The organism is Paenibacillus motobuensis (assembly GCF_039521865.1).
Lineage (GTDB): Bacteria > Bacillota > Bacilli > Paenibacillales > Paenibacillaceae > Fontibacillus > Fontibacillus motobuensis.
The window spans coordinates 222,643-249,116 of sequence record NZ_BAAACX010000016.1; the positions used below are offsets into that span (position 1 = coordinate 222,643).

Consider the following 26,474-nt stretch of genomic DNA (forward strand, 5'->3'; position numbering starts at 1 on the left):
TACTTGTCGATTTTGCGATTTCCCATTCGTCATTAAGATAGAAACGGCTTCCAAGCAGTTGAAGCATGCAGGTTTCAATCTAATAAATGGTGAAAGGCAGGTCGTTGAAATGAATGCAAAATTAGTTCCTTATCTGATGTCGGAGGATGCAAGAACTCAGGCAGAGAAATCCGTTATCCGCTCGAGCTTCAGCCATGGGGAGCCTGTTATGGTGAAATTTTGGACCGGTTCGGTGTTACGTGGCAGTTTGCTACAACAATCTGATCATGGAATTGGAAGAACTCTATTTTATGCTTAAAGGAGAAGATGAAATGAACCAGGAAGTTACGGATTTTATCAATGAAATCAAGGAGAATTGGCAAAGGGAAGTAGCGGTCAGCTTGCGTGAGTTGGTTTATCAGGCAATCCCGGATGCCCAGGAGCGTCTTCAATATAAGAAGCCTCATTTCTTGAAAAATGGAAAATATGCCGCTGTAATTTCCACATCCAAGGATGCGGTCAGCTTTACGATTTTTAATCCGGCGGGGATTGAATTTCCCGAAGGAATATTCGATGGTCCGCCTGAACGAAAAACGTTGAAGCTGCGCCAGGGAGAGGCTTATGTCCCGGAGCAGCTGGCGAATCTTGTTGCCCAGGCTACGAGTATATAACCATCCGCCAGAAATAACCCTTCGATCATTTATATGACGGAGGGTTATTTTGCAGACAATTCCTTGTACATGCTCCGATACGCGGAAGGGGTGAGGCTCTCGAACTTCTTGAACGTCTTAATGAAATAGCCCGCATCGCAGAAGCCCAGATCATCGCTCACTTGATTGACCGACAAATCGGTGGATTCAAGCAGCTGCTTGGCCCATTCAATCTTCAATCTGGCGATGAAGACCGAGAAATTCTCTCCTGTCTCCTTCGTGAAGATCCGGCTGAAGTAACTGGGACTAAGATGACAGAGCTTGGCCATCTCCTTCAAGCTGAAGCTCTCCTGCTTATGCGCATAAATATAATCAAAGGCAGGCTGGAGTACGGTATTCGAGGAGATGAATCTGTCGGCTCCGTTCTTTAACTTCGTGTTGATTAACGCTCCCGACAACTCTTGCTGGATCGATTGAATTTTGCGATATGTACGGTCGGCTGGACTCAGTTCCTGGCCAGAAGTAGGACCGGAAGCGTCTAAATTTGCGGTCAGCATTCCTTTGTACAGATTGACGGTCGTATGCTTCTGAATCGCTTCTTCCACGATATAAGTGCTTAATTGCAGCAGCAGGTCCACGCATTTCGTCACTTCTTCATAAGATAGGATCGGCAAAGCATTGTAATGCTCCTCTAGCGCTTGGAACTTGCGATGGGTCTCAACATTGGGAGGCCTCGATACGACTTGCTCTAGCAGCGGCATATCAGGTTCACGGAGCTTAAGCTGACCAGCCATAATGGCGCCAAGATATTGATTGTCGATAATGATCGGTATGGCGATATCGATAATATTGAAATGGCATAAATAGATATAAGGTTTATTCTGGCGGACAGCTTCAAGACCCCCACGGGCATCGCATTTTTGACAATATTGCGAGAGATGGGAGTCCTGACGTACCCCTTGGCAGAAGGGCTGACAGTAGCTGTGTTTGGTCACAGGAATCCCCTTATAATCGACCGTTAGAATGGCCATCTTCGTTACAAGCGATAGAGCATCCTGCAGCTTTTCCCATTTCTCCAGATCTATGATTTCCTCTAAGTCAAATCGGGATTTGGACATGATGGTAGTCTCCTATTGAAGTAATAGAAATACTATATCTATTATAACGAATTGTTCTACTAGAGGACAAAAAAATACAATTATATAGAACTATGACAAGAAAACACGATAAGAAAACGCTTTAAATCAAGCTCTTTGTTTCATGCTTCTCAAAATAGAGCATCCTATAATTAAAATATAAACAATTTGAGGAGGATGTAAGATGAGAAGAGCGTTTATTAGTCCAACGAAATATGTGCAAGGGGAAAATGAACTGTTAAATCTGGGCTATTTTGTGAAGACATTTGGTGATTCTGCGCTGCTAATTGCACATCCTGATGATGTAGCCCGTGTGAAGGGTAAGCTTGAGGCAACTAAACATAAATTCGATATTACCTTTGTAGAAAGCGGATTCCATGGGGAATGTTCGCGTCAGGAAGTAGCAAGATTGCAAGCGTTGGCGAAGGAGCATAACTGCGCATGTACGGTTGGTCTTGGCGGCGGCAAGGCGATTGATACGGCAAAATGTGTAGCTGAAGGCGAAGCACTGATCATCGTACCGACGATCGCGGCTACCGATGCACCAACAAGCCATTCCGCCGTTCTCTATACTCCAGAGGGAGAATTCGATGATTATGCGTATTTTAAGCAAAGTCCGAGTGTAGTCATGATCGATACGACAGTCATTGCTCAAGCGCCGACGAGATTTCTCGTTGCCGGGATGGGGGATGCGCTCTCGACTTATTTTGAGGCTAGAGCGACGGCAAATTCGTATTCCAATGTGAATGCCGGATTGCCGTGCGGTGTCCGCGAAGGCGTATGCGGTGATGCCAAAGGAACGATTACAGCGTTGGGACTCGCCAAGCTATGTTATGAGACACTGCTGGAGAACGGATATAAGGCCAAGCTGGCCTGTGATCAGAACATGGTGACCCCGGCTTTGGAGAATATCGTTGAGACGAATATTCTGTTATCCGGATTAGGCTTTGAAAGCGGCGGACTGGCTGCGATTCATGCGATTCACAACGGCCTGACAGCTCTGGAAGGGACGCACCATTATTACCATGGGGAGAAGGTTGCCTTCAGCACGATTGCCCAATTGGTGCTTGAAAATGCCGACCGGGAAGAATTGAAAGAAGTGCTGGATTTCTCCCTCTCCATCGGCCTCCCGGTATGTTTGGCAGATATCGGTGTAGAGCATGTGACCTATGAGGAACTGCTTGAAGTGGCTGAGAAAGCATGTATCGCTGAAGAGTCCATCCACTCGATGCCGTTCCCGATTTCCGAAGAAGCGGTTGCATCGGCGATTATGGCTGCTGACCATTTGGGACGGCAATATAAATTAACCAAGGAGGTTTAAGATGAAGAAAATAATGAATAAGCCTGAAACCTTGGTTCGGGAAATGTGCAATGGGCTTGTGTTGGCGCATCCTGAGCTGGATTTCAATGATAAATTTAAAGTCATTTCTAAAAAGAAGATCAATCCCGATAAAGTGACGCTGATCAGTGGTGGTGGGAGCGGACATGAGCCTGCCCATGCCGGATTTGTAGGCAGCGGGATGCTGGATGCGGCCGTATGTGGCGACGTATTCGCTTCTCCATCACAAATCCAGGTGTATCAAGCGATTCGCAATACGGCGGGCAGCAAAGGAACTCTGTTGATCATTAAGAACTATAGCGGCGATATTATGAATTTTAAGAATGCAGCTCATCTTGCTAGCGAAGACGGCATTGAGGTGGATTATGTCAAGGTGGACGATGATATTGCTGTTGAGGATAGTCTCTATACGGTAGGAAGAAGGGGCGTCGCCGGAACGATACTTGTTCATAAGGTTGCAGGAGCGGCTGCCGAGGCAGGCTTGTCATTGCCTGAAGTGAAGGAAGCAGCTCAGCACGCGATTGACAATGTGCGTAGTCTTGGCTTTGCTTTTACCTCCTGCACGGTGCCAGCCAAGGGTACTCCTACCTTCCAAATCGAAGATCATGAGATGGAATACGGGGTAGGGATTCACGGTGAGCCGGGGATTCGCCGGGAAGAGCTGGTGTCTGCTGATGAATTGGCAAAACGCATGGTCGAATCGTTGTTGGATAATCTGCACCTCAGTGATCCGACGGAGCAGGAAGTGGCCGTATTGATTAACGGGTTCGGTGCCACACCGCTTCAAGAGCTGTATCTGCTCAACAATTCGGTGATTCGGGAATTGACGGCGAAGAACAAGCGGGTATTTAAGACGTTTGTTGGCAACTACATGACAAGCATCGATATGGCTGGTGCCTCCGTGACCCTCATGAAGCTCGACGATACGCTGAAGAAATGGTTGTCTGCACCCTGCGATACGCCGGCATTAGCTGTTAAAGCCCCGTTCGAGCCGGTAAATTATACCGAGGTCATTCGTGAGGAGAAAGCGGCAGACGAGGTATCGTATAAGAATGAGACCGACCCTGCGGCAGCGGTCATTCAGAACGATCGGCTATCGTTGCAAAATATCGTCTACCTAATCGATCAAATGAGTGAGGTCATTATCGAAAATGAAGTTCCGTTCTGTGAGCTCGACGCTCACGCGGGTGATGGCGACTTCGGAATGAGTGTGGCCAAAGGCTTCAAACAGTTAAAAGTGGAGTGGGAGGAGATTCTCGCTCACCATGGGCAGAATATCGGCGATTTTCTCGATGCCTGCTCGCTCGTCATTATGGAGCACTGCGGCGGGGCCTCTGGACCGATCTGGGGATCGGGCTTCCGGGCCGCAAGCAAGCATGCTCAGCAGAAGCAGGAGCTGTCCGTCAGCGAGGTTGCCGGTATGATGCAGGCCGTGGTCAAAGGAATCCAGGATACGGGTGAGAGATCCTTCGGCCGGGGAGCCGTTGTAGGCGACAAGACACTCATCGATGCGCTTGTGCCGCTCGCGGATCAGTGGACGAAGAGCGCTGAGCAAGGTGATAATCTGAAGCAAGCGGCTGTTAAGGCGGCTGAGGCTGCAGTTCAAGGTGCGCAGAAGACAGCGGAGATTGTAGCCCGGATGGGCCGAGCCGGCACGGTAGGTGAACGGAGCATCGGTTACCCGGATGCGGGGGCGTACGCGCTTGGGGTTATTTTCACAGAGCTGGCGAAGGCAATGAAATAATACGAATTGGTTTTGGGGAGATTTACCTTATTCCAATGAATGCTCGAACAATTTGCATAAACAGCCCTCGTTGGGAAACGGGGGCTGTTTTTAAAGCGCAGAATCTTCTTTTTTGACAAAATTACTGCAACAGCGTCTTACAGTAATTTAAGACAGGTTTGACGGGCGCCATGCAACGTCACACCGCATGCTGGGAGCTGCGGGTCCTCAGGCGATTGTATCTAAGAGGCGCTTGAAAGCAGATTATCAAAGCAAGGCGAGGCGTCGATATTCCAGCTCAAAAATAAATTCAAAGGCTTCCAGGTGCCGTTTGGCTTCCCAGATGCTGTTGCCCCAGGCATAAATGCCATGATTGCGCAATACGAATCCGGGAATATCGGAATGAATCGCTCCGGGCACCAGTTTGGCAATGGAAGGGATATCTACGTAGTTAGGCAGTACGGGAATTTCAATCGCAGCATTCTCTTCCCAAATTCCGAGCTCTTTGAGCAGTTCGTTGCCTTGAACCGGGATGAATCCTTGATCCCCGTAAAATTCGCTAATCAAATTATTGAACACCGTATGTACATGAAAAATAGCGCTGCAGCCAGTCATTCGGTAGATTTTAGCGTGAATCAGAGATTCCCTACCTGGCTTAAGGGAGGTTGTCTCACAGGCTTCGCCCGCAGCATCAATGAACAGAAAATCCTCTGGTGTGTGCATCGCTTTATCCTTACCGCTAGAAGTGATCGCAAAATAAAATTCATCTGGAGTATACTCGCCGACACGAGCTGATAAATCGCCGCTTGTACCTGGGAACCAGCCCTTGGTAGCTAACTGTTCTTTGACGTCCTTAAGCTCGGCAAGCGTGGCTTGCTTCTTTTCCAAGGCAATTTGTGCAAAGGCCATCATTGACTACTGTCCCTCCTTAAAGATGCAGATCTCTTCTAACTCGTATGATCAAATATATGTCTGCACGCTATATTCCCAGCTGAGATGAGATGAATACATAATTGCTAGAAAAAAATTCCTGCCGGCCATGTCACTTTGAAGCTGGCCCGATCCAGGAAGACATCGAGCCAGCTTCAGGATTAGACTATTCCTTGGCACAAGATTGGAACTGGCCTGACCTTGCAGATACGGTATGTTATCAGTCGTCTAGAACAGCTTATTGTAACGTTTCCTTCACGGCTTGCCCCATCTCGCGCGAGCGTTCCTCTGCTCTGCGGACGGCTGCTTTGACCGCCTCTGTAAAGCCGCCCTCACGCAGTACATCCAGTGCGGCCTGGGTCGAACCATTCGGTGATGTAATATCAGCGCGCAGCTTGGCCGGGTCCTCGCCGGTCTCGCGCATCATTACAGCCGCGCCGAGCACGGTCTGTATCGTTAATTCTCGCGCTTGCTCTGGCGATAGACCACCCTCGATACCAGCAGCGATCATCGCTTCCATCATGAAGTAGACATAGGCCGGGCCGCTGCCTGAAACACCTGTCAGAATTTCCATTTTCTCTTCCGGAATGACCGAGACGGTTCCGACCGCCTCGAACATCGTCAGTACTTGCTGTTTCTGTTCTTCGCTGACTTCGTCAGAGAAGGAGATCCCGGTTGCCCCGTAACCGATGGTGCTTGAAGTGTTTGGCATCGTTCTGGCAATCGGGGCCGCGAAGCCAAGCAATTTCTGAATCGTCTCGATGGACAAGCCAGCGATGACGGAGACGAGCAATTGCTTCTTCGAAAGGTGAGGGGCGATCGCAGTGATTGCTTCCCTGGCATCCTTCGGTTTCATCGCCAGTACGATGATAGAAGCTTCGCTTAACAGCTTATTCTTCTGTTCCTCCTGATTGCTCGTGACTACTCCGTATTGATTCGTCAGGTATGCCAGACGCTCCTGATTGCTGCGATTCAGCATCGATATCGAGGCAGGCCTGGCTACCTGCCTATGAATGAGTCCACGGGCGATCGCTTCTGCCATGGAGCCGGCGCCGTAGAAGCTGATCGTACCTGGATTTGGAGTGCTTTTGTTCTCGTTAGTGACCATGGTATGACCTCCTCTGTTGATAACTAGATTTGTATTGTCTAAGTATCCCCGAAGTACGACTGGGTAACTATATAAGAGGAGGACCAGTATCAGCGGCTAGCTGAGCCTGATAACTCCATGTTAGGGAAACGCAGCTGTAGCTCGTGTAATTACCCGCGGATTTGGCCATTGCCGTGAATGATATATTTGGTTGATGTCAAAGCTGGAAGCCCCATCGGGCCTCTGGCATGCAGCTTCTGTGTGCTGATGCCGATCTCGGCGCCGAAGCCGAATTCGAAGCCATCCGTGAAGCGGGTGGAGGCATTATGATAGACGGCAGCTGCGTCTACTTCTTGCAGGAAGCGCTCGGCATGATACAGATCCTCTGTCACGATGCACTCGGAATGCTTCGTGCTGAAACGGGCAATATGGGCCAGTGCTTCATCCAGATCCTTGACGACCTTGACGTTAAGAATGTAGTCGTTGTATTCGGTAGCATAATCCTCATCGGTTGCTGGCTTAGCCCAATCAATGAGAGCTCTCGTCTGTTCGCAGCCTCTGAACTCTACGTTTGCTTCGCTGAAGCGCTGCGCCAAAGCAGACAGATGCGCAGCGGCGAAATCCTGATGAACGATCATCGTCTCCATCGAGTTGCATACAGAAGGTCGCTGTACTTTGGCATTAAGCGTAATATCTGTAGCCATCGCTGCATCTGCGGTGGCATCCAGATAAGTGTGACAGATGCCTGCGCCTGTCTCAATGACCGGAACGGTAGCGTTATTGACAACGTTCTGGATGAGCGAGCTACCGCCGCGAGGAATAACGACGTCAAGCAGGCCATTCAGCTTCAGCATCTCGTCCACCGAGGAACGGTTGGAATCCTCAATCAATTGCACCGCATCACGCGGAATAGAAGTCGAATCCAATGCTTCATGGATGATCTCGACGATCTTACGGTTGGAGGCAATGGCAGCTGATCCGCCTCTAAGGACAACGGCGTTACCCGTCTTCAGGCAGAGGCCGATGGCGTCCACTGTCACATTCGGCCGCGCTTCATAGATCATCCCGATGACACCGAGTGGAACGCGGCGCTTCACAATATGCAATCCATTCGGGCGTTCGAACGTCTCCAGCAATTCACCGATAGGGTCTGGAAGCGAGACAATTTGTCTCAATCCTTCTGCGATACCGTGAATGCGCTGTTCATTCAGGGCGAGTCGGTCGAGCAGGGATTCGTTCGTTCCATTGCTGCGTCCGCGGTCAAGATCCTCCTGATTTGCAGCAATGATTGCCTCGTTGTTCTCTACCAGCGCTTTGGCCGCTGCAAGCAGCGCTTCGTTCTTCTGTGCGGTAGTCAGTCCGCTCAGATCGGAGCAGGCCTTACCTGCAAGTTGTGCTTTCTGTCTCACTTCACTCATTTGAAATACCTCCTTAGAATTTATATGAATTGCCTAGATACTTAAATGATCAAGCTTTCAATGAAATCCATTCGTCACGATGTATGACCTCCAAACGATGGACGCTGTTCATCGTCTTCACAACCTCCGAGCTTGGAAGTCCCATGATGTCCTGCATTTGATCAGCATCATAGTTCACGATGCCGCGCCCGAGAATCTCGCCGTCCGGGTTCACGACTTCAACGACATCCCCAGCCTGAAAATGTCCGGTCGATTCACGCACCCCGACTGGAAGCAGGCTGCGCCCCCCGTGAATCAGCGCTTCTTCTGCGCCGGTATCGACCGTCAATGTGCCGATCGGAATCGAGAGGAAGCCGAGCCACTGCTTCTTGCGTGGCAGTATCGAATCATTCGCTTCGAAGTAGGTGCCTTGTCCTTGACTGTTTACAGTTTGCGCCAGTTGCCCCGGTTGATTGATCTTACCGATAAAGACAGGAACCCCGCCGCGCGAGGCGATCTTGGCCGCATCGATCTTGGAGCGCATGCCTCCGGTTCCGACTGAGGTGCCAGCTCCGCCAGCGATTCTATAAATGTCATCATCGATCTCCTGCACATGGTCAATGCGCTGGGCTGACGGATCAATACGCGGATCTTTCGTATATAATCCGTCCATATCCGTCAGGATGATCAATTGATCCGCCTGAATCAAATTGGCGACCAGGGCGGACAACGTGTCGTTATCACCGAATTTCAATTCATCGATAGAGACCGTATCGTTCTCATTGATGATGGGAAGGACGCCTCGGCCAAGCAATTCCTCCAGTGTCATGCTGGCGTTGCCCATCCGTTTGCGGTTTTGAAAATCGGAGCGCGTTAGTAGAACTTGGGCCGCTGATATGCCGTGTACAGTCAGAGCCTCGCGATAGTTCTGCATCAGCAGCGCTTGGCCGACGGCTGCCGCGGCCTGCTTCTCATGCAGCAGCTTTGGCCGCTCGGCATATCCGATCTCGCGGAATCCCGCTGCGACCGCTCCGGAGGTGACGAGCAGGATCTGGTAATTTTCAGCCTTCAGGGCAGCCAGCTCGGAGGAGAAGAAGTCGATCGCTTTCCTGTTTAATCCTCCTTCCGATGAGGTTAATGAGCTGCTGCCTATCTTGACAACGATGCGTCTTAGCATGGAGTTCACTCCCAAAGATAAGTTAATATACAAAAAAACTTCCGCCTTTGCTCGCAAAGGACGAAAGTTTCACTTCCGCGGTACCACCTTAATTGATGATTTACTCATCCAACTTGATTACCCGGTAACAGGGGCGCTGTCCGCTCTTGTCGTGCGGCCGCTCAGGGGTAGGTTTCGAAGAGTGCGAAGTGCAAATTCTTACAGCCGAGGAATTTGCTCTCTATGGTCCGCATCGCTCTTGTACTTGGTCCCGTCATCACGTTTATGTATTCCACATATGTAATCAGTCATTCTCCGAGAATACCCAGAAGAGGTTTTCTTATTAATGCTAGAATACCATGTGTCGCCGGGCTTGAAAAGAAGTGCAGGCCAAACTGTTCCCGGAACACACTCAGATTTTGCCGTTTTGAGAATTTTTTGAATGGTTTATTGACGGTTGGAAAAAGGCGGATTATTATCAATACATAATCGATCTAACTTTTTAGATCAAACTAAATAAACGGATCAAATTAGAATTGCAGATGATTTTTGCATCCAATAGGGGAGGGTTTTAGATGAACAAAGAACAATCCCAGTTTCTCGATATCTCCGTAGAACAGGCAAAGCTACTGGGCAGCGCGCAGCGACTTAAAATTATTAGAGCAATGGTTGACACCGCCAAAACCTCCAAGCAAGTGGCTGACGAATTGGGGGAATCTCCTGGCAGTATCCATTACCATATCCAGAAGTTATATGAGGGCGGGCTGATCGATCTTGTCAACACCCGAACTGTAGGGGGAATCGTGGAGAAATACTATCAATCGAAGGCAAAGTGGTTCAATACTCGGGGCGCCAATATGATCGATCCTGTGCTGGCTGATGGTTACGAAGCGGCTTCTGCTACAAAAATCAGCTTGCGTATGCAGCTTTCGCCCGAGCAAAAGGAAGAGATGTTGACGGAATTCAGATCCCTGCTTGAGAAATGGGTTACCATCTCCTCGACTTCGAAGTCGGATGATACTGAGGAATATGCAATTGGCGTCAATGTGGTTTCGGCAGAAAAGCTCAAAAAGTAATTCTATATTACTGTTCTAACGAATATCGGCAATAGCATATATGCGGTGGCAGCCATGTGGTTGGTTGACAAATGCTTTTAGAAGGGAGACAAAAATAGTGGAAGATCAGACTAAGTGGCAAATTGCTCTAATTCAAACAGAGATCACGACAGGTGAGCCGGATCGAAATCGAGAAGTCCTGGAAAGTAAAATACAGCAGGCTGCAGAAGCCGCCTTGAAGCCCGATATTATCGTTCTTCCTGAAATGTGGAATACGGGATATGCGCTTGAACAAATTGATGAGCTTGCCGACCCTGAAGGACTGGCGAGTCGTCGCTGGATTTCGGAATTTGCACATAAATTTAAGGTTCATATCGTTGCCGGATCCGTTGCTGAGAAGAGAGAGGATAAGGTATACAATACAATGCTGGTCTTCGACCGGACGGGCGTTGAAGTAGCGGCCTATTCCAAGATTCATTTGTTCGGACTTATGAATGAGGACAAGTATTTGGCGGCAGGAGATCAGGCCGTTACCTTTGAATTGGACGGCATAAGGGCTGGGGCGTCGATCTGTTATGATATCCGCTTCCCCGAACTGGCCCGTACATTGTCGCTGAACGGGGCGCAGATCATGTTCGTGCCGGCCCAGTGGCCGCACCCACGCCTGCAACACTGGCGCACTTTGTTGACCGCACGGGCCATCGAGAATCAAATGTATGTGATCGCCTGCAATACGACTGGCAGAAATGGCGATGATTATTTCTTTGGACATTCGGCGATCATCGATCCCTGGGGGGAATGGATCGCCGAGGGCGGGGAGACAGAGGGGATCATTACCGGCCAGCTCGATCTGACCCTCGTCCATCAGGTGCGAGAACGGATTCCAGTGTTCAAGGATCGTCGACCATCGGCTTATGAACTGTAGCGTTCTGCCAGCGTCTGTTTGAACGTTTCGATGAAGGCCTCCGCAGCTTTTGATAAATAGCGCCCTTTGCGATAGGCGATCACGAGTGTCCGACTAGGAGCAGGGTCGGCGAGTGGAAGATACACGGGAATTAGCTCGCTGCGCTTGGCTCTTGCTATGAAGTGGGGGACGAGTGTAATTCCCATCCCAGCAGCAACTAATGACTGGACGGTCTCAATGTTATTGCTCTCAAATACGACGTTTGGTTCGAAGCCGGCTTGACGGCACAGATCTATCGTTATTTTCCGGAAGCCTTGTCCTTTCTTTAATACAATGAAGGGCTCGTCCTTCAACTCCGCCAATGAGATTTCGTTCCGTTCTCCGGCCTTACTAGCAAGCGGATGCTGAGGGGGAACTGCCAAATCGATCGGCTCTTCGCCAATTGGCTCGTAGGTTAGCGTCGGCTCCTGCAGCGGCAGGGAGAGCAGGCTCAGATCGGTACCGCCGCCAGCCGTCAGCTTTTCCAGATTAAGTGAGGTATCTTCCCGCAGTACGATGTCAATCTCAGGGTAAGCGGCCTTGAAGGCGGGCAGTACATACGGAAGCAGATGCGAGCCAGTAATCGGCATACTGCCGATCACTACGCGGCCAGCGCGAAGCTGGGAGATATCGTCCATTTCCTGGCGCAGCTCCTTGACGGCATCCATAATCTTTCGGGCATGTTCAATGAAGCTCTCCCCGGCATAGGTCAGTTCTACCGTGCTAGTATTGCGCTGAAACAATTTGACACCGAGCTCCTGCTCCAGCTTGGATAACTGCTGGCTTAGCGAAGGCTGGGCGATATGCAGTTTGTCGGCCGCCCGTGAGAAATTCTTCTCCTCAGCAATTTGTAGGGTATATTGCAGCTGTCTTAGTTCCATAGGGTACCTCTCTTGATTTATAGATTTTAGCATTATGCATATTTGTCATTCTTATTTGTTTTACCTATAACTATTATATGATATATAGGCTTGATTAGTCAGATAGAATATCCTGTTCCGGTAATAAATGTCGAACATGTTTGTTATAGGCGATTCATTCTATGTATAATAGGAATAGTAGAACTTATGGGAGGTATTTGTGTGCGAAAAGTATGGAAAGAGGTTCAAGGCTGGGGCATTTCAATCATCATTGGATTTGTACTTAGCATATTGATTGGAATATTCGTGATTCAACCCTATAAAGTGGATGGACATTCCATGGAGCCTACGCTGAAGGACAGTCAACGAATCTATGCGTGGAAAATCAAGCACACGCTAGATAAGCTTCCTAAGTATGGAGATATCGTTATTGTAGATAGTCGTGTGGACCGGAGCCGTACTTTTATGGACGATTTATTAGAGCATCCTATCATTAATTTATTTTCTGGCCAAGCAGATAATGAAATTTTCTATGTCAAGAGAGTCATCGGACTGCCGGGTGATACGATCGAGATTAAGGACGGCCATGTGTATCGCAACGGGGTTCAGCTAAGTGAACCTTACATTAAGGAACAAATGAACCTGGGTCCGGCTCAAACCTGGGAGGTCCCACAGGGAGATGTTTTTGTGATGGGCGATAACCGCAATCATAGCAATGACAGCCGCAGCATCGGTCCAGTACCGCTGGATCATGTGATGGGAATTGATTTCAAGTAGACTTGAATATTGAACTTTATCAGGCATCCGTCAAGGGTGCCTGTTTTGATTTTGCCAGGGGCGCATGTCTGTAACGAAACACCATATCGCTATTTCGCCATTAACGACGATAATTTACTTCTAACGAAACACCATAACTTTATTTGGGCTGAATCCAGTCTAAAAGCCACTAATCTAGTGAAATAGCGATACCCAGTTTCATTACAATTTAGGACGGCTCTTTTTGGTGCTAATAGCGATACCGTGTTTCGTTAGAAGTCATTTAGCAATTTGTTACCTCTAATTCCCAAGGTCCTTCTCCTCAATCACTGCCAAAGCATAGGTTGCCTTGCTTCACCCAATTTCTGCTTATAGGTTAAACCTATCGTCATTATAGTTATTATATCTTGGAACAATGAAGAATTAAGTGATATATTGATTTCAATATACGAGTCGCTGGCTAGGGGCAGAAGTGCCGCAGCTGACTTGTTCAATGTTCGAATCCTTGTGTGGGGTGAATTTAATGAGCAACCAAAAGAAAACGTTGTATGAGAAAATTTGGGACAATCACGTAATTTATCAGGAAGAAGGCAAACCTAGCATTTTGTACATCGATTTGCACCTCGTTCACGAGGTAACGTCACCACAAGCCTTCGAAGGCTTGAGATTGAATGGACGCAAGGTGCGCCGGCCAGATCTGACGTTTGCAACGATGGATCATAACGTTCCTACGAAGGACCGTTACAACATTACTGATCCGATCTCCAAGCAGCAGATCGACACGCTGTCGCAGAATTGTAAAGATTTCGGCGTTACGCTGTATGATCTGGATACGATCGACCAAGGTGTCGTTCACGTTATGGGACCTGAGCTTGGCTTGACACATCCAGGCAAGACGATCGTGTGCGGCGACAGCCATACTTCGACGCATGGCGCCTTCGGTGCGCTGGCTTTCGGGATTGGTACAAGCGAGGTTGAGCATGTAATGGCAACGCAATGTCTGCAGCAAGCGAAGGCGAAGACGCTGGAAGTGCGCTTCGTCGGCAAGCGTAAGCCGGGCGTTACAGCCAAAGACCTGATTCTTGGCGTCATTGCCCAGTACGGAACAGATTTTGCAACGGGTTATGTTATTGAGTATACGGGTGAAGCTATTCGTGCACTCACAATGGAAGAGCGGATGACGGTCTGCAACATGTCGATCGAGGCTGGAGCAAGAGCGGGATTGATCGCACCTGACGACACTACATTCAACTATTTGCGTGGACGCGAGCATGTACCGCAAGGAGCGGATTTTGATCGTGCGGTAGTTGAATGGTCTGCTTTGAATACGGACGAAGGAGCTTCATATGATCGCGTCGTTGAATTTGACGTAGACTCGCTGGTTCCACAAGTAACCTGGGGAACGAGCCCGGGTATGGGGACTAATGTGAATGCAACCGTACCTAATCCGGCTGATTTTACTACAGATAATGAACGCAAAGCAGCCGAGAAGGCGATTGAATATATGGGGCTTACTCCAGGCACCCCAATGACAGAAATTGAGATCGATTATGTGTTTATCGGTTCTTGTACGAACGGTCGGATTGAGGACTTGCGTGCGGCAGCAGAGATCGCCCGCGGTTACAAGGTGTCCGATAAAGTAACGGCAATCGTTGTGCCTGGCTCTGGTCGTGTGAAGTTGCAGGCCGAGCGGGAAGGGCTGGATAAGATTTTCACGGAAGCCGGATTTGAATGGCGTGAAGCTGGATGCAGCATGTGCCTGGCGATGAACCCGGACGTATTGCAGCCAGGTCAGCGTTGTGCTTCTACTTCGAACCGTAACTTCGAAGGCCGTCAGGGTCGCGGTGGCAGAACTCACCTTGTATCTCCAGCAATGGCTGCAGCTGCAGCTATTAAAGGCCGTTTCGTGGATGTGCGTGAATGGAATGTCAACAGCGAAATCGTGAGCTAAAATAGGTTGTTCAAAACTCGGTGCGAAAATTGGACTTTTTGAACATGCACTATAAGTAAGAGGGGAGCATTATCATGGAAGCATTTAATAAATTAACAGGTATCGTCGGTCCAGTAGATCGGGTGAATGTGGATACGGATGCGATAATTCCAAAGCAATTTTTGAAGCGTATTGAGCGTACTGGATTCGGACAATTTCTGTTCTATGAATGGCGCTTCGACACAGAAGGTAATGTGAATCCGGAGTTCGAACTCAATAAGCCGCGTTATAGCGGAGCATCGGTTCTGATCTCCCGTGCCAACTTTGGCTGCGGCTCTTCCCGGGAGCATGCGCCATGGTCGATCCTTGATTATGGGTTCCGTTGTGTAATTGCACCATCTTTTGCAGATATTTTCTATAATAACTGCTTCAAGAACGGTATTCTGCCGATCAAATTGTCGGAGGAGCAAGTGGAGGAACTGTTCCAGCGTACAGCACAGCATGAAGGCTATAAGCTGAGCGTCGATCTGGAGAGCAAGACGATTACTGATGAGTTCGGGCTAAGTATCTCCTTCGATCTTGACGAGCACCGTCGTCAATTTCTGCTGCAAGGTCTGGATGACATCGGTTTGACACTGCAGCATGAAGAATTGATCACTGCCTACGAGCAGCGGAAATTCGCTTAAGCTAATCATTTCATCGATAGCCGATTCCCCGTTCCCTCCATCTCGGAGAAGAAGGGAGTCGGCTTCTTTTTTATGGACTGCAAATTTACTGCAACTAGATTTGGGAGAAATGCCCTCGAATATGAAACTTTCTTCATGAAAACTTCGTTATGAATTTTGTACGCATTTGTCATTCTATGAAATAGGAGTCTATCAGAAAACGCTATAATCTGATATCATGGAAGTTATTAGCAAACTGTGCGGTTATTGAGTTTTTTGTTTGTCGGACGGTTGTCAGGGATTTGTCAGATGTCGGGTGGATGTAGTGTTATTGAATGTCGGATGCCGGAAATTTGCTTTGTCAGATCTTGCTGCAGAAGTTGTTGGTGCTGCTCGCACTTGCTGCGATCTCGCGGTAAATTACGAGAATGGTAGGGATATGATGATGAAGAAATTGAGGTTCATAGTACTGTTTATGCTCTGTTTGTTGGCTGTTCCGGGAATCAGCCAAGCGGCTTCCCCGGTCAGCACCCATATTTATCTTGACGGTCACGAGTTGACGCAGCCTGAGAAGGCGCAGGCTGGAATCGTCGACGGGAATGTTATGGTACCTCTGCGCGTTGTATTAGAAGGACTTGGATATGATGTTGCGTGGGAGAAGAAGACAGGGAGTGTTACGGTCTCCCAGGCTGACACAACTCTTAAATTCGTGATCGGCGAGAAGTTGGCACAATCCGGGGATCGGGAGATTACCCTAAGGACGGCGCCTTTTCTGCAGAATAACACTACCCTCATTCCGCTTCGCTTCGTTGGCGAAGAGATGGGACTTCAAGTAAGCTGGGATAATAAGACCAAATCCGCTCATTTATACAGTCCTGACGGTGGATCGGGTTCGGGTGTCGGAGGAGGCAAATCCGCCTCGAATCCTAATGAAGAGGGCAGGACACCGGAGAACGTTCCGCAGCAAGGTAATTCTAACGGTGGCGGAAGCACTGTCCCTTCAGCGACACAAGCGATGCTGAATGGGATCAGCTTCAGTGATAATCGTCTGCAACTCTCGGCATCTAGCGATATTGAGCCGAGTGTGTTCAAGATGGACGGGCCTGATCGGATCGTCATCGATCTGCCACAGACCTCTTTCTCCGAACAATTTGCAAGTGCCTTGTCGTTGGACGACACAATGCGTGGGGAGTTTGCCGTGACGGATCATCCTAGCGTATCACAGATCCGCTATGCTCTATTTACTCGCAATCCAGATACGGTTCGCATTGTACTTGATCTCAAAGCACCAAGTCCATATTCAGTTACTCGAGATGGACTAGGACTGATTACGATAGATTTGACGGAATCTACGGTAGTTACACCGCCCCCTTCCAGCGGCAACGGGAAAAGGATCGTTGTGATTGATCCTGGCCATGGCGGGACGCAACCAGGGGCTACGAGCAAGAGCAAGAAACAGGAGAAGGATTTTACTTTGGCCGTCGGCTTAAAGGTACAAGCTCTGCTGGAACAAGAGCCGGATATCGATTTCGTCCTAACGAGAACGACTGATGTCACGGTAAGCCTGCAGGACAGAGCTAAGCTGGCAAATGACCTGAATGCGGATATATTCATATCGATTCATGGGAACAGCATTGATCCACCTGCTAATCCTAGCGGTTCCGAGACGTACTATACGAGAGAAGAGAGTATCCCGTTAGCGAACGTTATGCATAAGCATTTGGTAGCGGCGACAGGGCTTGCTGATCGTAAGGTGCGTTATAGCAGTCTTCATGTTACGAGAGAGACAAAGATGCCTGCGGTGTTGCTTGAGGTCGGGTATTTGAGTCATGATAAGGATGACGCCCTGATGTATAGCGAGGATTTCCAGCAAAGTGTTGCTGAGGGAATTGTTGCAGGTATTAAGGAATATTTAGGACTGTAATTATCCATTTAGACGCTTGAAAATGCGTAAGTCCCAAAGGGGGAATGAAGTATGAAGAAATTATGGCTCTCAGGATTGCTGGCAATATTGATGATTGCGGCTGTTGGCTGTGGCCAGAAACCGGAGGCTTCACCGCAAGGAAATGACGGCTCTTCATCAATCCAGGACCCGGTAGCTGCGACACCGGGTTCGAATGGCGGTGGAGACAATGCAGGGCAGGGGCAGAACGGACAGAGCGGGATTACCGATCCGGGTACTCCAGAACAACTGAAGGCTGAAGTAACGCTATATTTTACCGATGAGGATATTATGGATTTGAAGCCGGTCGAGCGTGAGATAACATATACCGATGCGAACGATAAGTATGAGACAGCCTTTAAAGCTCTGCAGATGGCAGATGAGGGATTGATATCGCTGTGGGACAAGGTTGAACTTAATGCGTTGGATTTCTCAAAAGGGCAACTCGTGATCGATATTACACTTCCGCCTGAGGCTAGGCTTGGTGCTGGTGGAGAATCGCTTGCGATCGAAGCTCTGAAGAAGACGATGTTCCAATTTACTGAGGTGGACAGCATCGAAGTGACCGTGGATGGAGAGCAGCTTGAGTCGCTGATGGGGCATGTTGATTTAGACCATCCAATTACTAGATGATAGTCCCAAATTCTGATAGCAATAGTTTCCGAGAATCTCGGAAACTATTTTTTTTGTATTTTGCAAAATAAGAAAATTGGCATATTATCGCAACTTTTGTGAGTTTTGGACGTCTAATATTTCGTCTGATGGTGGCCGGGGCTATTATCAGTTGCCCGACATCATGAGTCAAAATACTTGAATGGTAGGGGTGAAGGATGAAAAAAATTGGCTTCGGTGTGTTGATGTTTTTTGTAATGTTTATGCTAGTCCTTCCACAGATGGGACATGCCGCCTCGGGTGGTACAAGCGTCGTTTTGGATGGAAAAGCACTGAATTTGCCTGCGAACGGACAGGTTCAGAATCTGAAGGGCAATGTAATGATTCCAATTCGTGTCGTCTCGGAGGAACTGGGTTTTGACGTCAATTGGGAGAAAAAGACGCGCACGGTAACTATACAGCAATTAGATACTGTATTGAAACTGGTCGTGGATCAGAGCACGGCTATCGTCAATGGTGATAGCGTAAGACTGCCGATGGCTCCGAAATTAGTGAGTGACACGGTGATCGTTCCGCTTCGCTTTGTAGGGGAGCAGATGGGTCTAAAGGTGAGCTGGGACAATAAGGCGAAGACCGCATATCTTGTATCTCCAAATTCCGGATCAGGCTCGGGAAGCGGTGGAAACGCAGGCAGTGGCAATCAACCGTCCAATCCTGGACAGGTAGAGAATTTGGCTAATATCAATGGAATCAGCTTCAGTAACAATCAGCTTATGATTGCAGTGGACAAGAATGTGAAGCCAAGTGTGTTCACGATGAATGGGCCGGATCGGATCGTTATCGATATTCCGAATGCTCGCTTCGGCGACAGCTTTGCAACTGGACAGAACTTGGACAGTAACAAGAACGGATCGCTGGAAGTGAGCGATTATCCGGGGATATCACGGATACGCTATGCATTGTTCAGCGACAATCCTTCGACCGTACGGGTTGTCATGGATATGGATAGTGCCAAGAAATATAAACTCGTGAACAACAATGATGGACTTGTCATTATTGATCTTAATGTTGAGGATTCTACTTCTCCAGGAACTACTCCGGGGGGCGGTGGCAATGGTAAGAAGCTCGTTATTATCGATGCTGGCCACGGAGGAAGCGATCCAGGAGCAATCAGTATTACCAAGAAGAATGAGAAAGACTTTACTCTGGCTGTTGCGCTGAAGGTTCAGGCGTTGCTTCTGAAGGAATCGCAAATCGAAGTTGTTATGACTCGGGAGAGCGATACATATCCGACATTGAGTGATCGCTCCAGTCTGGCTAATAAATTGAATGCGGATATCTTTGTATCTATTCATGGCAACTCAGGACCGTCAACAGCGACAGGCGTGGAGACGTTCTATACTCGCTCGGATAGCGCTCAGCTTGCTAATGTCATGCATAAATATCTTGTGCAGTCTACGGGGCTCGCTGATCGTAAAGTTAAAACGCAAAGCCTGCATGTAACCCGGGAAACGAAGATGCCCGCTGTACTGCTGGAATGTGGATTCCTCAGCAATAGTGATGACGAATCCAAAATGTATACGGAGCAATTTCAGGATAGTGTAGCTAACGGAATTGTAAAAGGAATTAAAGAGTATTTCGGAATGTAATCACTTAAAGTTACTCAAATCCGAGTTCAAAAAGTTCGCTCAAAAGCGGACTTTTTGAACTACCTAATTAAATGACTGTTCAAAAAGCGTGAAGGACCGGCTAAATTCAAGAGTAGATGCCGAGTTCTCTTTCTGGTTTATTTCGAGATTATAAGTAGACTTTTTGAACTACCTTGCATAGGAGGTCACGATGATGAACAGAAAACTAATTGTATCAGGAATGCTGGCTCTTCTGCTCGTCCTGAGTACTGGTTGCGGACAAAAGCCGCAGGTGTCCCCATCTAATGGGGTTACTCAGGAACAGGTGGGAGCAGACGGAAATAGCGATTCGCAAAGCTCAGATAATGAGCAGGGAAGTAATAGCGGGCAAGAAGGTAATACCGGTGATTCAGGGCAATCAGGAAATGGGGCTAACCAGGAGACTGGGGGGAACTCGGTGAATGCGAAGAAGACTGCAAAGATCGAGACTTATTTCAGCGATGACCAGATGCTTGAAATGCAAAAAGTGGAGCAAGAAATCACCTATGCAAGCGACGATGATAAGTATTTGGCAGCGCTAAAAGCTCTGCAAAGCACAGAGGATCAAAAATTGTTCCCTTTGTGGGGAAAAGCCGTGTTCAACTCTGCCCAAATAAAAAATGGTGAGGTTGTAGTGGATCTATCTCTGCCGAACGAAGCAAGGCTTGGCGCTGGCGGCGAAGCGATGGCACTTGACGCGCTTAAACAAACTCTCTTCCAATTTTCTGAAGTGAAATCGATCCAGTTGTTAGTCGACGGCCAGCAAGTGGATACACTGATGGGTCATGTGGAACTTGAACAGCCGCTGACAAGAAATTAGCCGTAATTGGAGGAACTTAGGTACCTTCTGTCGAATAGAAATCTATAGAAGTCGAGTTCAAAGGCCGATTTTCTTATCGCAAAGTAGGTTTTTGAACAACCTCTAGAGATTATTTTGTAGAAAGGGAGAATTAAATGTCATCATATAAACGCAAGTTTCAACGGAATATGAACAGAGCGGTATCTACTGTGCTGGTAACAGCCTTATGTCTAGGAGGAGGCGCAGCAGCCTTTGCGGATGGAGTACAGGAAGATGCTTCTCAAGCACAAACACAAAATACGTCCTCATTTCAATTATTTAGTGATGTGAAGAGCGGCTTCTGGGCGGAGAAGCATATTTATAAATTAGCTTCCGAAGGAATTATTCTCGGCGATGCCGGGAAATTCCGTCCGGGAGACAGCGTTACTCAGCAAGAAGCGATTACTATGGCGATCCGCTTCATGAATTTGAATTCGAAACTGGGCAGCGGCGAGAATGCGCCTAAGGAACTGGCGGTCGGCAATTACTTCAAACCGTATGTCGAGCTGGCTCTGCAGGAGAAGCTGATCGACAAGGCTGAGGAAATCACCAGCATCCGAGAGAAGGAAGAATGGGGCAAGAAGCCAGCTTCCCGTGAGTGGATAGCCAAGATTCTAGTACGCGCCTTGGATAAAGAAGCAGAAGCGAAAGCTGCTGCGGGTACTTCTACTGGCTTCGCCGACGAGAGCAGTATCTCGGCAACGGCACGTGGCTATGTTAATGTAGCCGTTCAACTCGACCTTACAAAAGGTGTCGAAGGTAATAAATTCGATCCGCGCGGCAATGTGACGCGTGCGCAACTCGCAACCTTCTTCAGCCGCGGCGGAGAACATGTGAACCCGGGCTATGACAACGTATATGAAGGCATCGTCACCTCGTTGAAGGATGACAGCCTGACATTGTTTGTGAACGGTACGACAAGAACCTTCAAGCTGGATAATCGTTCTGTATACTTCACGAAGGATTCAGAGACGAAAGCATCCAAGTCCGCCTTACAGCTGTATACGAAGGTGCTCGTTGTAGATAAAGTAGGCTCTGCCTCATATGTTGAGGTGCGGGACGCTAGCCAACAGCTTGAGAAGACGGAAGGAACGCTGCTTAGAGTTCTTAGCGGTAACCGGATGCTATTGTTGGTGAACAATGATTCCGTGACCTATACTTATGACGCAAATACAATGTTCCTTGATCAAAACGGCAATACGATCGCGCCGGATAGTCTGACTCCAGACAGCACGGTGGAAATTCAACGTGAGACATTCACTGCTGAGAAGAAGCCGATTATCGTACAGGTTAAATCTGCGATCATGAACAAGAGTGGTAACGGTGTCGTGGAAGATTTCGATCTGACGAAGAAAACGGTCAAGATCAAAGAAGCCTCTGGTATAGAAGAGACTTTCAAGTATGATGACAGTACGATTATTCTTTATCAGGATCAGGTGGTAAACAACCCTGGCGAATTGCAAAAGGGTTCTGCAGTTGAATTCACAGTGAAGAATAATGTGCTGACCAAGCTCGAAGTAACACAAGGCATCGAGCGGACAGTTACGGGAACGCTTCTTAGCATTGAAGGGAAGTCGTTGATTAGCTTCACAAATGCGAACGGCAAGGACGAGATCAAGCGTCTTGTTGAGAAGCCGCTTATTGTGATCAACGGTATTGCTGAAGCAACGCTTGATGATCTGATCGCTGACGTCAAAGGCGGAGACAAGGTCAAGCTGACGATCAATCCTGAGGAGCAGGTTACGAAGATCGAAGTAACCGGTCGTCAATCCGAATCCGTCGGCGCTGTATCTGTCGTTAAATATGAACCTAAATACAAAGCTCTGATGGTTGTGGATTCCGCGAAGAAGGTACATGCCTTTACTCTGGATGAAAAGACCAAGGTGGAATACAATTCTGCCAACCCGACGCTAGAAGGAGCAGAGTCTCTACTGACCGAGGGCAGAAGAATCAGCCTAACCTCGATTGGAGATCGGGTTCTCTCGTTGCAAGTAATCTATAAATATGAAGGTACCTATGTATCGACGGATACGACCAAGAAGAATGTAACAATTCTGCAGGCTGATGGTACCAAGATTGAAGTTCCTTATCAAGGAATCGCACCTTCCGTCTCTATGTACGGTAAGAGCAATGTTAGCTGGACAGAACTGAGGACCGGCGATCCGGTTACTGCCTTTCTGAGCACGAATCAAGATGCGCTGCAGACACTTGCTATCAAGAAGACCGTTCAGTTCGAGCTTACGAATGTGAATGTCAGCAACAGTCGTATTAGAGCACTTGCCAATGGTATCTCCAATGAGTTCTATGTGGATCAGGCAGCACTGTTCGGAGAAAATGGCATCGGAATTAAGATTCATGATCTTAAGGTAGGCCAGACAATCAATGTTACCTTTAGTGGACAAACGGCAACCTCTCTGCATGTAGTGAAATTATCACTCGGTAAGGTAGAGCAGGTCGATGGTTCTGTATTAACGTTGAAAAAATTCGATGGTACGAGTGAGACATTCTCGCTTGGCAGCGGCGTGAAGGTTATCCGTAACGGATCTGTAAGCTCAGGCAGTTCCAGCCTGAATACCAAGGATCATGTTGAGGTTCGCAAGGACACGGATGGCTCGCTACTGGTCAAAGTATTGACCTCGATGGAGCGTCAAGTATCACGTTACAACACGTTGACCAAGGAGCTTTCTGTACTCAGATCGAGCGCAGCAGATAACAATTATCGCTTCCCGATTACAGATGATATATATATTCACCAAGGTGACACGACTTTGTCCGTGCAATCACTGAAGGAAAATGATAAAATTGTTCTGTATTTCAATGGCGACAAGCTGATTGAAATCGAAAAACAATAATCGTTTTCGTGAGAAGAACCGTCTTGATGCGGGATGTTTCCCGGATCAGGACGGTTTTTTAACCGTTAATGAGGCTGAATGACCTTAGGAAAGCAGGTGAAGAGATGAAAGCTGAGGCGGTTCGTCATATTTTGGACAGTATCGCCGTTATGTTCCCGGATGCACACTGCGAGCTGAATCACAGCAATCCGTTCGAACTGACCATCGCCGTTCTGTTGTCTGCGCAATGTACGGACGCTACCGTCAATAAAGTAACGGCTGATTTGTTTCAGAAATATAAAACGCCAGAGGATTATGTCTCTGTCCCGCCTGAGGAGCTGGAGCAGGACATCCGGCGGATCGGTCTGTTCCGCAGCAAGGCCAAGCATATTCAGAGCTTGTGCAAAATATTGATTGAGCAGTACAATAGCAAAGTACCGAGTGACTATAATGAGCTTGTTCAATTGCCTGGTGTTGGCAGAAAGACGGCGAACGTTGTCATTTCGAATGCTTTTGGCGTACCTGCCATAGCGGTGGATACACATGTGGAACGCGTTAGCAAGAGGCTTGGACTGGCAGGTTGGAATGACTCCGTGCTTGAGGTCGAGAAGAAATTGATGAAGCAGGTTCCGAAGGAAGAATGGACCGTGACTCATCATCGTCTGATCTTCTTTGGCAGGTATCATTGCAAGGCTCAGAATCCGGCTTGTGCCGATTGCCCGCTACTGGATGTATGCCGCGAAGGAAAAAAGCGTATGAAAAAGTCACAACTTAGCAAGGATAGAGATAAGTGACGAAACCAGATTAAGATAGTGAGGATGAGAACCGAGATGAAATGTATTTCTGTCTATACTGACAACTTTGAGCAATTTTCCGATGTATTTGAACAAGTGATGGAAATGAACCTGAAGGAAAATGATGAATTGGAGCTGGAGGGACTTACTGTTAGCGATTCCGGTGAAGTTCCAGCGCATTATCTCGAGCGTATGGCTGTCAAGCCAGAAGTCGTTGTGATGAAGGACCGCCATAAAGGTGTTATGATTCTACAGCATGGCAAAGTGTTCGAGATTCTGATCCCGACTGAGACGGATTTGGCAGAGAACGCGGAAGAGAGCGCTACTGTATAATAGTTACCTATATAATAGAATTGCATGATGGCTGAGCGGGTGAGATATTCCCCGTTCAGCCTTTTTTGTCCCGGCGCTAGCTGCAACAAATCGTGTAAAAAAAGGGGGGGAAGTTGGATTGAGGATGTGATCGTTTCAATTTATATAGATAAAAGAAGGAAATCATACATAAATTCGATTGATTGCAAATGAAGGCTTCCATGTGATGAACATGTAGGGTAAAATGTATGTATTTCAAAAGGGATAGAGTCAGATGATCCTACTATAAGGAGAAATATTTCAATGGAAACGATTACAAATAGACAAGGCAGCAACCTGCATAATCGCCTTGTCCGACTTGGCGAATGGTACAAGAGCCGAGCTGATGGAGTAGCATCCGGAGAAATCGAAGATCTCCTGCATAAGCTGGCAGCTGATGAATTGACCCTGGCCTTCTGCGGCCATTTCTCTGCCGGTAAATCGAGCTTGATCAATATGCTCTGCGGCAAGCAGGTGCTGTCATCCGGGCCAATCCCGACGACGGCGAATATCGCTGCGCTTCGAAACGGAGCTCCACAGGTCAGGCTTACCAAGGTCGCGAGTGAAGCGGGTATTAGCAAAGAGCTTATCACCCTCTCTAGGGCGGAGTTGGACGAATATTGTCGTGACGGAAATACATATGCAATGATTGAAATTTGGGATGAGATCAAGCTGCTCGAGAATGGCGGAGTATTGCTTGATACTCCTGGCGTCGATTCAGGGGAAGCTGCACATATGGTAGCGACGAATTCCGCGCTGCATTTAGCGGATGTAGTATTCTATGTCATGGATTATAATCATGTGCTCTCCGAGAGCAATCTTTCCTTTGCCAGACGTCTGGCGGATTGGGGCAAACCGCTGTATTTGGTTGTGAACCAGATCGATAAGCATCGGGAGAATGAACTAACCTTTGCCGATTATCGCAAATCCGTCGAGCAGGCTTTTGAACTATGGGGCATTGTGCCCGCCGGTGTGTTCCACATTTCGCTTAAGGAGCTTGCACATCCGCTGAACATGCTTGAGCGACTTACGGAGACGATCACTCATCTGCAGCATAGTCGCACAGAGCTGCTTGAGTACAGCATCAACTGTTCAATCCGTTATGGTGCAGAGCAGTTCATCGCGCGTACCAAGGCCGAGGGAGAAGAGCGGGAGCAGGAACTGCTGGAGATTGTCGGCGGAGAGGCTGCATTGCAGTCTATCGAGAATGAACTGTCAGCGTTTGAGAAGGATGCAGAACGCTATGATGAACAGATTACCTTCATGAAATGGGTAGCGGAGCTTGACTCCCTGCTGAACAATTCTTATATTATGAATCCATCCTTACGAGCCGCGGCAGAGGTTTATCTGGAGAGTCGCCGTCCCGAATTCAAGACCGGATTCCTGTTCCACCGCGGCAAGACACAGCGTGAGCAGGAACGGCGCAAGGGATTTTTCATGGAGAAGCTCGCGGAGCAGACGGCAGCGCAGGTAGACTGGCATGTGCGCGATTTGCTTCGCAAACTGGGCCGGGGGTTCGATGCCTGGGATGCAAGGTGGGAACAGCAACTTGACGAGCGGCTGCCGCAGCTGGAAGAGTCATGGATCACGGAGCCGATCAAGGAGGGTGCAATGCTCTCTGGCGAGTACACGCTGCGCTACGCTACCGAGGTGGCGGCCGGAATTGCCGGCCGCTACAAACGGGCAGCCCTGAGCATAGCCGAGGGGCTGCTGGCGGAGCTGGCGCCGCGCCTGGCTGAGGCGAGGCAGAGCCTGGCCGCACAGCGCGAGACGCTGCTGGCGCGGTCCGCGGCCGCTGCGCAGCTTGAGGCGCAGCGCAGCGCCGCAGGCGAG

23 protein-coding genes and 1 other annotated feature are annotated in these 26,474 nt (G+C 48.5%); of the genes, 17 read left to right on the plus strand and 6 right to left on the minus strand.

The features are described 5' to 3' along the window. Positions 1-109 precede the first annotated feature (109 nt). Positions 110-298, plus strand: coding sequence for a hypothetical protein (locus ABD014_RS18985; RefSeq protein ID WP_343863687.1), 189 nt, complete (start codon positions 110-112; stop codon positions 296-298). Between the two features lie 13 nt (positions 299-311). Further along, the gene (locus ABD014_RS18990; RefSeq protein ID WP_343863689.1) at positions 312-650 is read left to right on the plus strand and encodes a DUF1801 domain-containing protein; all 339 of its coding nucleotides are present in this window, start codon (positions 312-314) and stop codon (positions 648-650) included. 44 nt (positions 651-694) lie between these two features. On the opposite strand, the gene ABD014_RS18995 is transcribed toward ABD014_RS18990, so the two are convergent. Then, positions 695-1,747 carry a PocR ligand-binding domain-containing protein gene (locus tag ABD014_RS18995; protein WP_343863691.1) on the minus strand — a complete coding sequence of 351 codons (1,053 nt, stop codon included), beginning with the start codon at positions 1,745-1,747 and terminating at the stop codon, positions 695-697. Between the two features lie 202 nt (positions 1,748-1,949). On the opposite strand from ABD014_RS18995, the gene ABD014_RS19000 reads away from it, so the two are divergent. Together ABD014_RS19000 and dhaK are read left to right on the plus strand one after the other, a co-directional pair. Further along, positions 1,950-3,086, plus strand: coding sequence for a glycerol dehydrogenase (locus ABD014_RS19000; protein WP_343863693.1), 1,137 nt, complete (start codon positions 1,950-1,952; stop codon positions 3,084-3,086). A gap of 1 nt (position 3,087) precedes the next feature. Continuing rightward, positions 3,088-4,848, plus strand: a complete 1,761-nt coding sequence (gene dhaK / locus ABD014_RS19005) for a dihydroxyacetone kinase subunit DhaK (protein WP_343863695.1) — start codon at positions 3,088-3,090, stop codon at positions 4,846-4,848. Positions 4,849-5,094: 246 nt separating this feature from the next. Here the strand turns inward: dhaK and mtnB are convergent, their stop codons facing one another. The 4 genes from mtnB to proB form a co-directional block, all read right to left on the minus strand. After that, positions 5,095-5,736 (minus strand): methylthioribulose 1-phosphate dehydratase, encoded by a 642-nt coding sequence (gene mtnB / locus ABD014_RS19010; protein WP_343863755.1) that lies wholly within the window; start codon positions 5,734-5,736, stop codon positions 5,095-5,097. A gap of 259 nt (positions 5,737-5,995) precedes the next feature. Then, the gene (proC, locus tag ABD014_RS19015) at positions 5,996-6,865 is read right to left on the minus strand and encodes a pyrroline-5-carboxylate reductase (protein ID WP_343863697.1); all 870 of its coding nucleotides are present in this window, start codon (positions 6,863-6,865) and stop codon (positions 5,996-5,998) included. Between the two features lie 149 nt (positions 6,866-7,014). Continuing rightward, a complete protein-coding gene (locus ABD014_RS19020) occupies positions 7,015-8,262 on the minus strand; it encodes a glutamate-5-semialdehyde dehydrogenase (protein ID WP_343863699.1) in 1,248 nt (415 codons plus the stop codon). A 49-nt stretch (positions 8,263-8,311) separates the two neighbouring features. Then, positions 8,312-9,418 carry a glutamate 5-kinase gene (proB, locus tag ABD014_RS19025; protein ID WP_343863701.1) on the minus strand — a complete coding sequence of 369 codons (1,107 nt, stop codon included), beginning with the start codon at positions 9,416-9,418 and terminating at the stop codon, positions 8,312-8,314. A 53-nt stretch (positions 9,419-9,471) separates the two neighbouring features. Continuing rightward, positions 9,472-9,684: a binding site (T-box leader), on the minus strand. 288 nt (positions 9,685-9,972) lie between these two features. Between proB and ABD014_RS19030 the strand changes: the two genes are divergently transcribed. Further along, on the plus strand, positions 9,973-10,473 hold the full coding sequence (locus ABD014_RS19030; RefSeq protein ID WP_343863703.1) for an ArsR/SmtB family transcription factor: 501 nt from the start codon (positions 9,973-9,975) through the stop codon (positions 10,471-10,473). Positions 10,474-10,567: 94 nt separating this feature from the next. Beyond that, positions 10,568-11,377, plus strand: coding sequence for a carbon-nitrogen family hydrolase (locus tag ABD014_RS19035; RefSeq protein WP_343863757.1), 810 nt, complete (start codon positions 10,568-10,570; stop codon positions 11,375-11,377). Here ABD014_RS19035 and ABD014_RS19040 read toward each other — a convergent pair. Then, positions 11,365-12,276: a LysR family transcriptional regulator gene (locus ABD014_RS19040; protein WP_343863705.1), complete on the minus strand. Its 912-nt coding sequence runs from the start codon at positions 12,274-12,276 to the stop codon at positions 11,365-11,367. The two genes, ABD014_RS19035 and ABD014_RS19040, sit on opposite strands and share 13 nt — an antisense overlap. A gap of 201 nt (positions 12,277-12,477) precedes the next feature. Between ABD014_RS19040 and lepB the strand changes: the two genes are divergently transcribed. The 11 genes from lepB to ABD014_RS19095 form a co-directional block, all read left to right on the plus strand. After that, on the plus strand, positions 12,478-13,032 hold the full coding sequence (gene lepB, locus ABD014_RS19045; RefSeq protein WP_379340974.1) for a signal peptidase I: 555 nt from the start codon (positions 12,478-12,480) through the stop codon (positions 13,030-13,032). A gap of 502 nt (positions 13,033-13,534) precedes the next feature. Next, positions 13,535-14,962, plus strand: a complete 1,428-nt coding sequence (gene leuC, locus ABD014_RS19050; RefSeq protein WP_343863709.1) for a 3-isopropylmalate dehydratase large subunit — start codon at positions 13,535-13,537, stop codon at positions 14,960-14,962. 74 nt (positions 14,963-15,036) lie between these two features. Continuing rightward, the gene (gene leuD, locus ABD014_RS19055) at positions 15,037-15,627 is read left to right on the plus strand and encodes a 3-isopropylmalate dehydratase small subunit (RefSeq protein ID WP_343863711.1); all 591 of its coding nucleotides are present in this window, start codon (positions 15,037-15,039) and stop codon (positions 15,625-15,627) included. Between the two features lie 304 nt (positions 15,628-15,931). Next, on the plus strand, positions 15,932-17,530 hold the full coding sequence (locus ABD014_RS19060; RefSeq protein ID WP_343863713.1) for an N-acetylmuramoyl-L-alanine amidase family protein: 1,599 nt from the start codon (positions 15,932-15,934) through the stop codon (positions 17,528-17,530). A 51-nt stretch (positions 17,531-17,581) separates the two neighbouring features. Further along, positions 17,582-18,181 carry a GerMN domain-containing protein gene (locus tag ABD014_RS19065; RefSeq protein ID WP_343863717.1) on the plus strand — a complete coding sequence of 200 codons (600 nt, stop codon included), beginning with the start codon at positions 17,582-17,584 and terminating at the stop codon, positions 18,179-18,181. Between the two features lie 197 nt (positions 18,182-18,378). Then, on the plus strand, positions 18,379-19,809 hold the full coding sequence (locus tag ABD014_RS19070; protein ID WP_343863719.1) for an N-acetylmuramoyl-L-alanine amidase family protein: 1,431 nt from the start codon (positions 18,379-18,381) through the stop codon (positions 19,807-19,809). 190 nt (positions 19,810-19,999) lie between these two features. After that, on the plus strand, positions 20,000-20,647 hold the full coding sequence (locus tag ABD014_RS19075) for a GerMN domain-containing protein (protein WP_343863721.1): 648 nt from the start codon (positions 20,000-20,002) through the stop codon (positions 20,645-20,647). A 134-nt stretch (positions 20,648-20,781) separates the two neighbouring features. Continuing rightward, a complete protein-coding gene (locus ABD014_RS19080; protein ID WP_343863723.1) occupies positions 20,782-23,517 on the plus strand; it encodes an S-layer homology domain-containing protein in 2,736 nt (911 codons plus the stop codon). A gap of 104 nt (positions 23,518-23,621) precedes the next feature. Beyond that, positions 23,622-24,290 (plus strand): endonuclease III, encoded by a 669-nt coding sequence (nth, locus tag ABD014_RS19085; protein ID WP_343863725.1) that lies wholly within the window; start codon positions 23,622-23,624, stop codon positions 24,288-24,290. 36 nt (positions 24,291-24,326) lie between these two features. After that, entirely contained in the window at positions 24,327-24,623 is a 297-nt protein-coding gene (locus tag ABD014_RS19090; RefSeq protein ID WP_251411814.1) for an NAD/NADP transhydrogenase alpha subunit, read from the plus strand. A gap of 282 nt (positions 24,624-24,905) precedes the next feature. Then, the coding region (locus tag ABD014_RS19095; RefSeq protein WP_343863728.1) for a dynamin family protein at positions 24,906-26,474 on the plus strand (1,569 nt) is incomplete at its 3' end.

Bases quoted from the DNA above. Each gene is read 5' to 3' on its own strand.
- proC (WP_343863697.1), bottom strand. From the start codon at position 6,865: ATGGTCACTAACGAGAACAAAAGCACTCCAAATCCAGGTACGATCAGC.
- ABD014_RS19080 (WP_343863723.1), top strand. From the start codon at position 20,782: ATGTCATCATATAAACGCAAGTTTCAACGGAATATGAACAGAGCGGTA.
- ABD014_RS19040 (WP_343863705.1), bottom strand. From the start codon at position 12,276: ATGGAACTAAGACAGCTGCAATATACCCTACAAATTGCTGAGGAGAAG.
- ABD014_RS18990 (WP_343863689.1), top strand. From the start codon at position 312: ATGAACCAGGAAGTTACGGATTTTATCAATGAAATCAAGGAGAATTGG.
- dhaK (WP_343863695.1), top strand. From the start codon at position 3,088: ATGAAGAAAATAATGAATAAGCCTGAAACCTTGGTTCGGGAAATGTGC.
- ABD014_RS18995 (WP_343863691.1), bottom strand. From the start codon at position 1,747: ATGTCCAAATCCCGATTTGACTTAGAGGAAATCATAGATCTGGAGAAA.
- ABD014_RS19000 (WP_343863693.1), top strand. From the start codon at position 1,950: ATGAGAAGAGCGTTTATTAGTCCAACGAAATATGTGCAAGGGGAAAAT.
- proB (WP_343863701.1), bottom strand. From the start codon at position 9,418: ATGCTAAGACGCATCGTTGTCAAGATAGGCAGCAGCTCATTAACCTCA.
- ABD014_RS19065 (WP_343863717.1), top strand. From the start codon at position 17,582: ATGAAGAAATTATGGCTCTCAGGATTGCTGGCAATATTGATGATTGCG.
- mtnB (WP_343863755.1), bottom strand. From the start codon at position 5,736: ATGGCCTTTGCACAAATTGCCTTGGAAAAGAAGCAAGCCACGCTTGCC.
- nth (WP_343863725.1), top strand. From the start codon at position 23,622: ATGAAAGCTGAGGCGGTTCGTCATATTTTGGACAGTATCGCCGTTATG.
- leuC (WP_343863709.1), top strand. From the start codon at position 13,535: ATGAGCAACCAAAAGAAAACGTTGTATGAGAAAATTTGGGACAATCAC.
- ABD014_RS19030 (WP_343863703.1), top strand. From the start codon at position 9,973: ATGAACAAAGAACAATCCCAGTTTCTCGATATCTCCGTAGAACAGGCA.
- ABD014_RS18985 (WP_343863687.1), top strand. From the start codon at position 110: ATGAATGCAAAATTAGTTCCTTATCTGATGTCGGAGGATGCAAGAACT.
- ABD014_RS19090 (WP_251411814.1), top strand. From the start codon at position 24,327: ATGAAATGTATTTCTGTCTATACTGACAACTTTGAGCAATTTTCCGAT.
- ABD014_RS19075 (WP_343863721.1), top strand. From the start codon at position 20,000: ATGATGAACAGAAAACTAATTGTATCAGGAATGCTGGCTCTTCTGCTC.
- ABD014_RS19020 (WP_343863699.1), bottom strand. From the start codon at position 8,262: ATGAGTGAAGTGAGACAGAAAGCACAACTTGCAGGTAAGGCCTGCTCC.
- leuD (WP_343863711.1), top strand. From the start codon at position 15,037: ATGGAAGCATTTAATAAATTAACAGGTATCGTCGGTCCAGTAGATCGG.
- ABD014_RS19070 (WP_343863719.1), top strand. From the start codon at position 18,379: ATGAAAAAAATTGGCTTCGGTGTGTTGATGTTTTTTGTAATGTTTATG.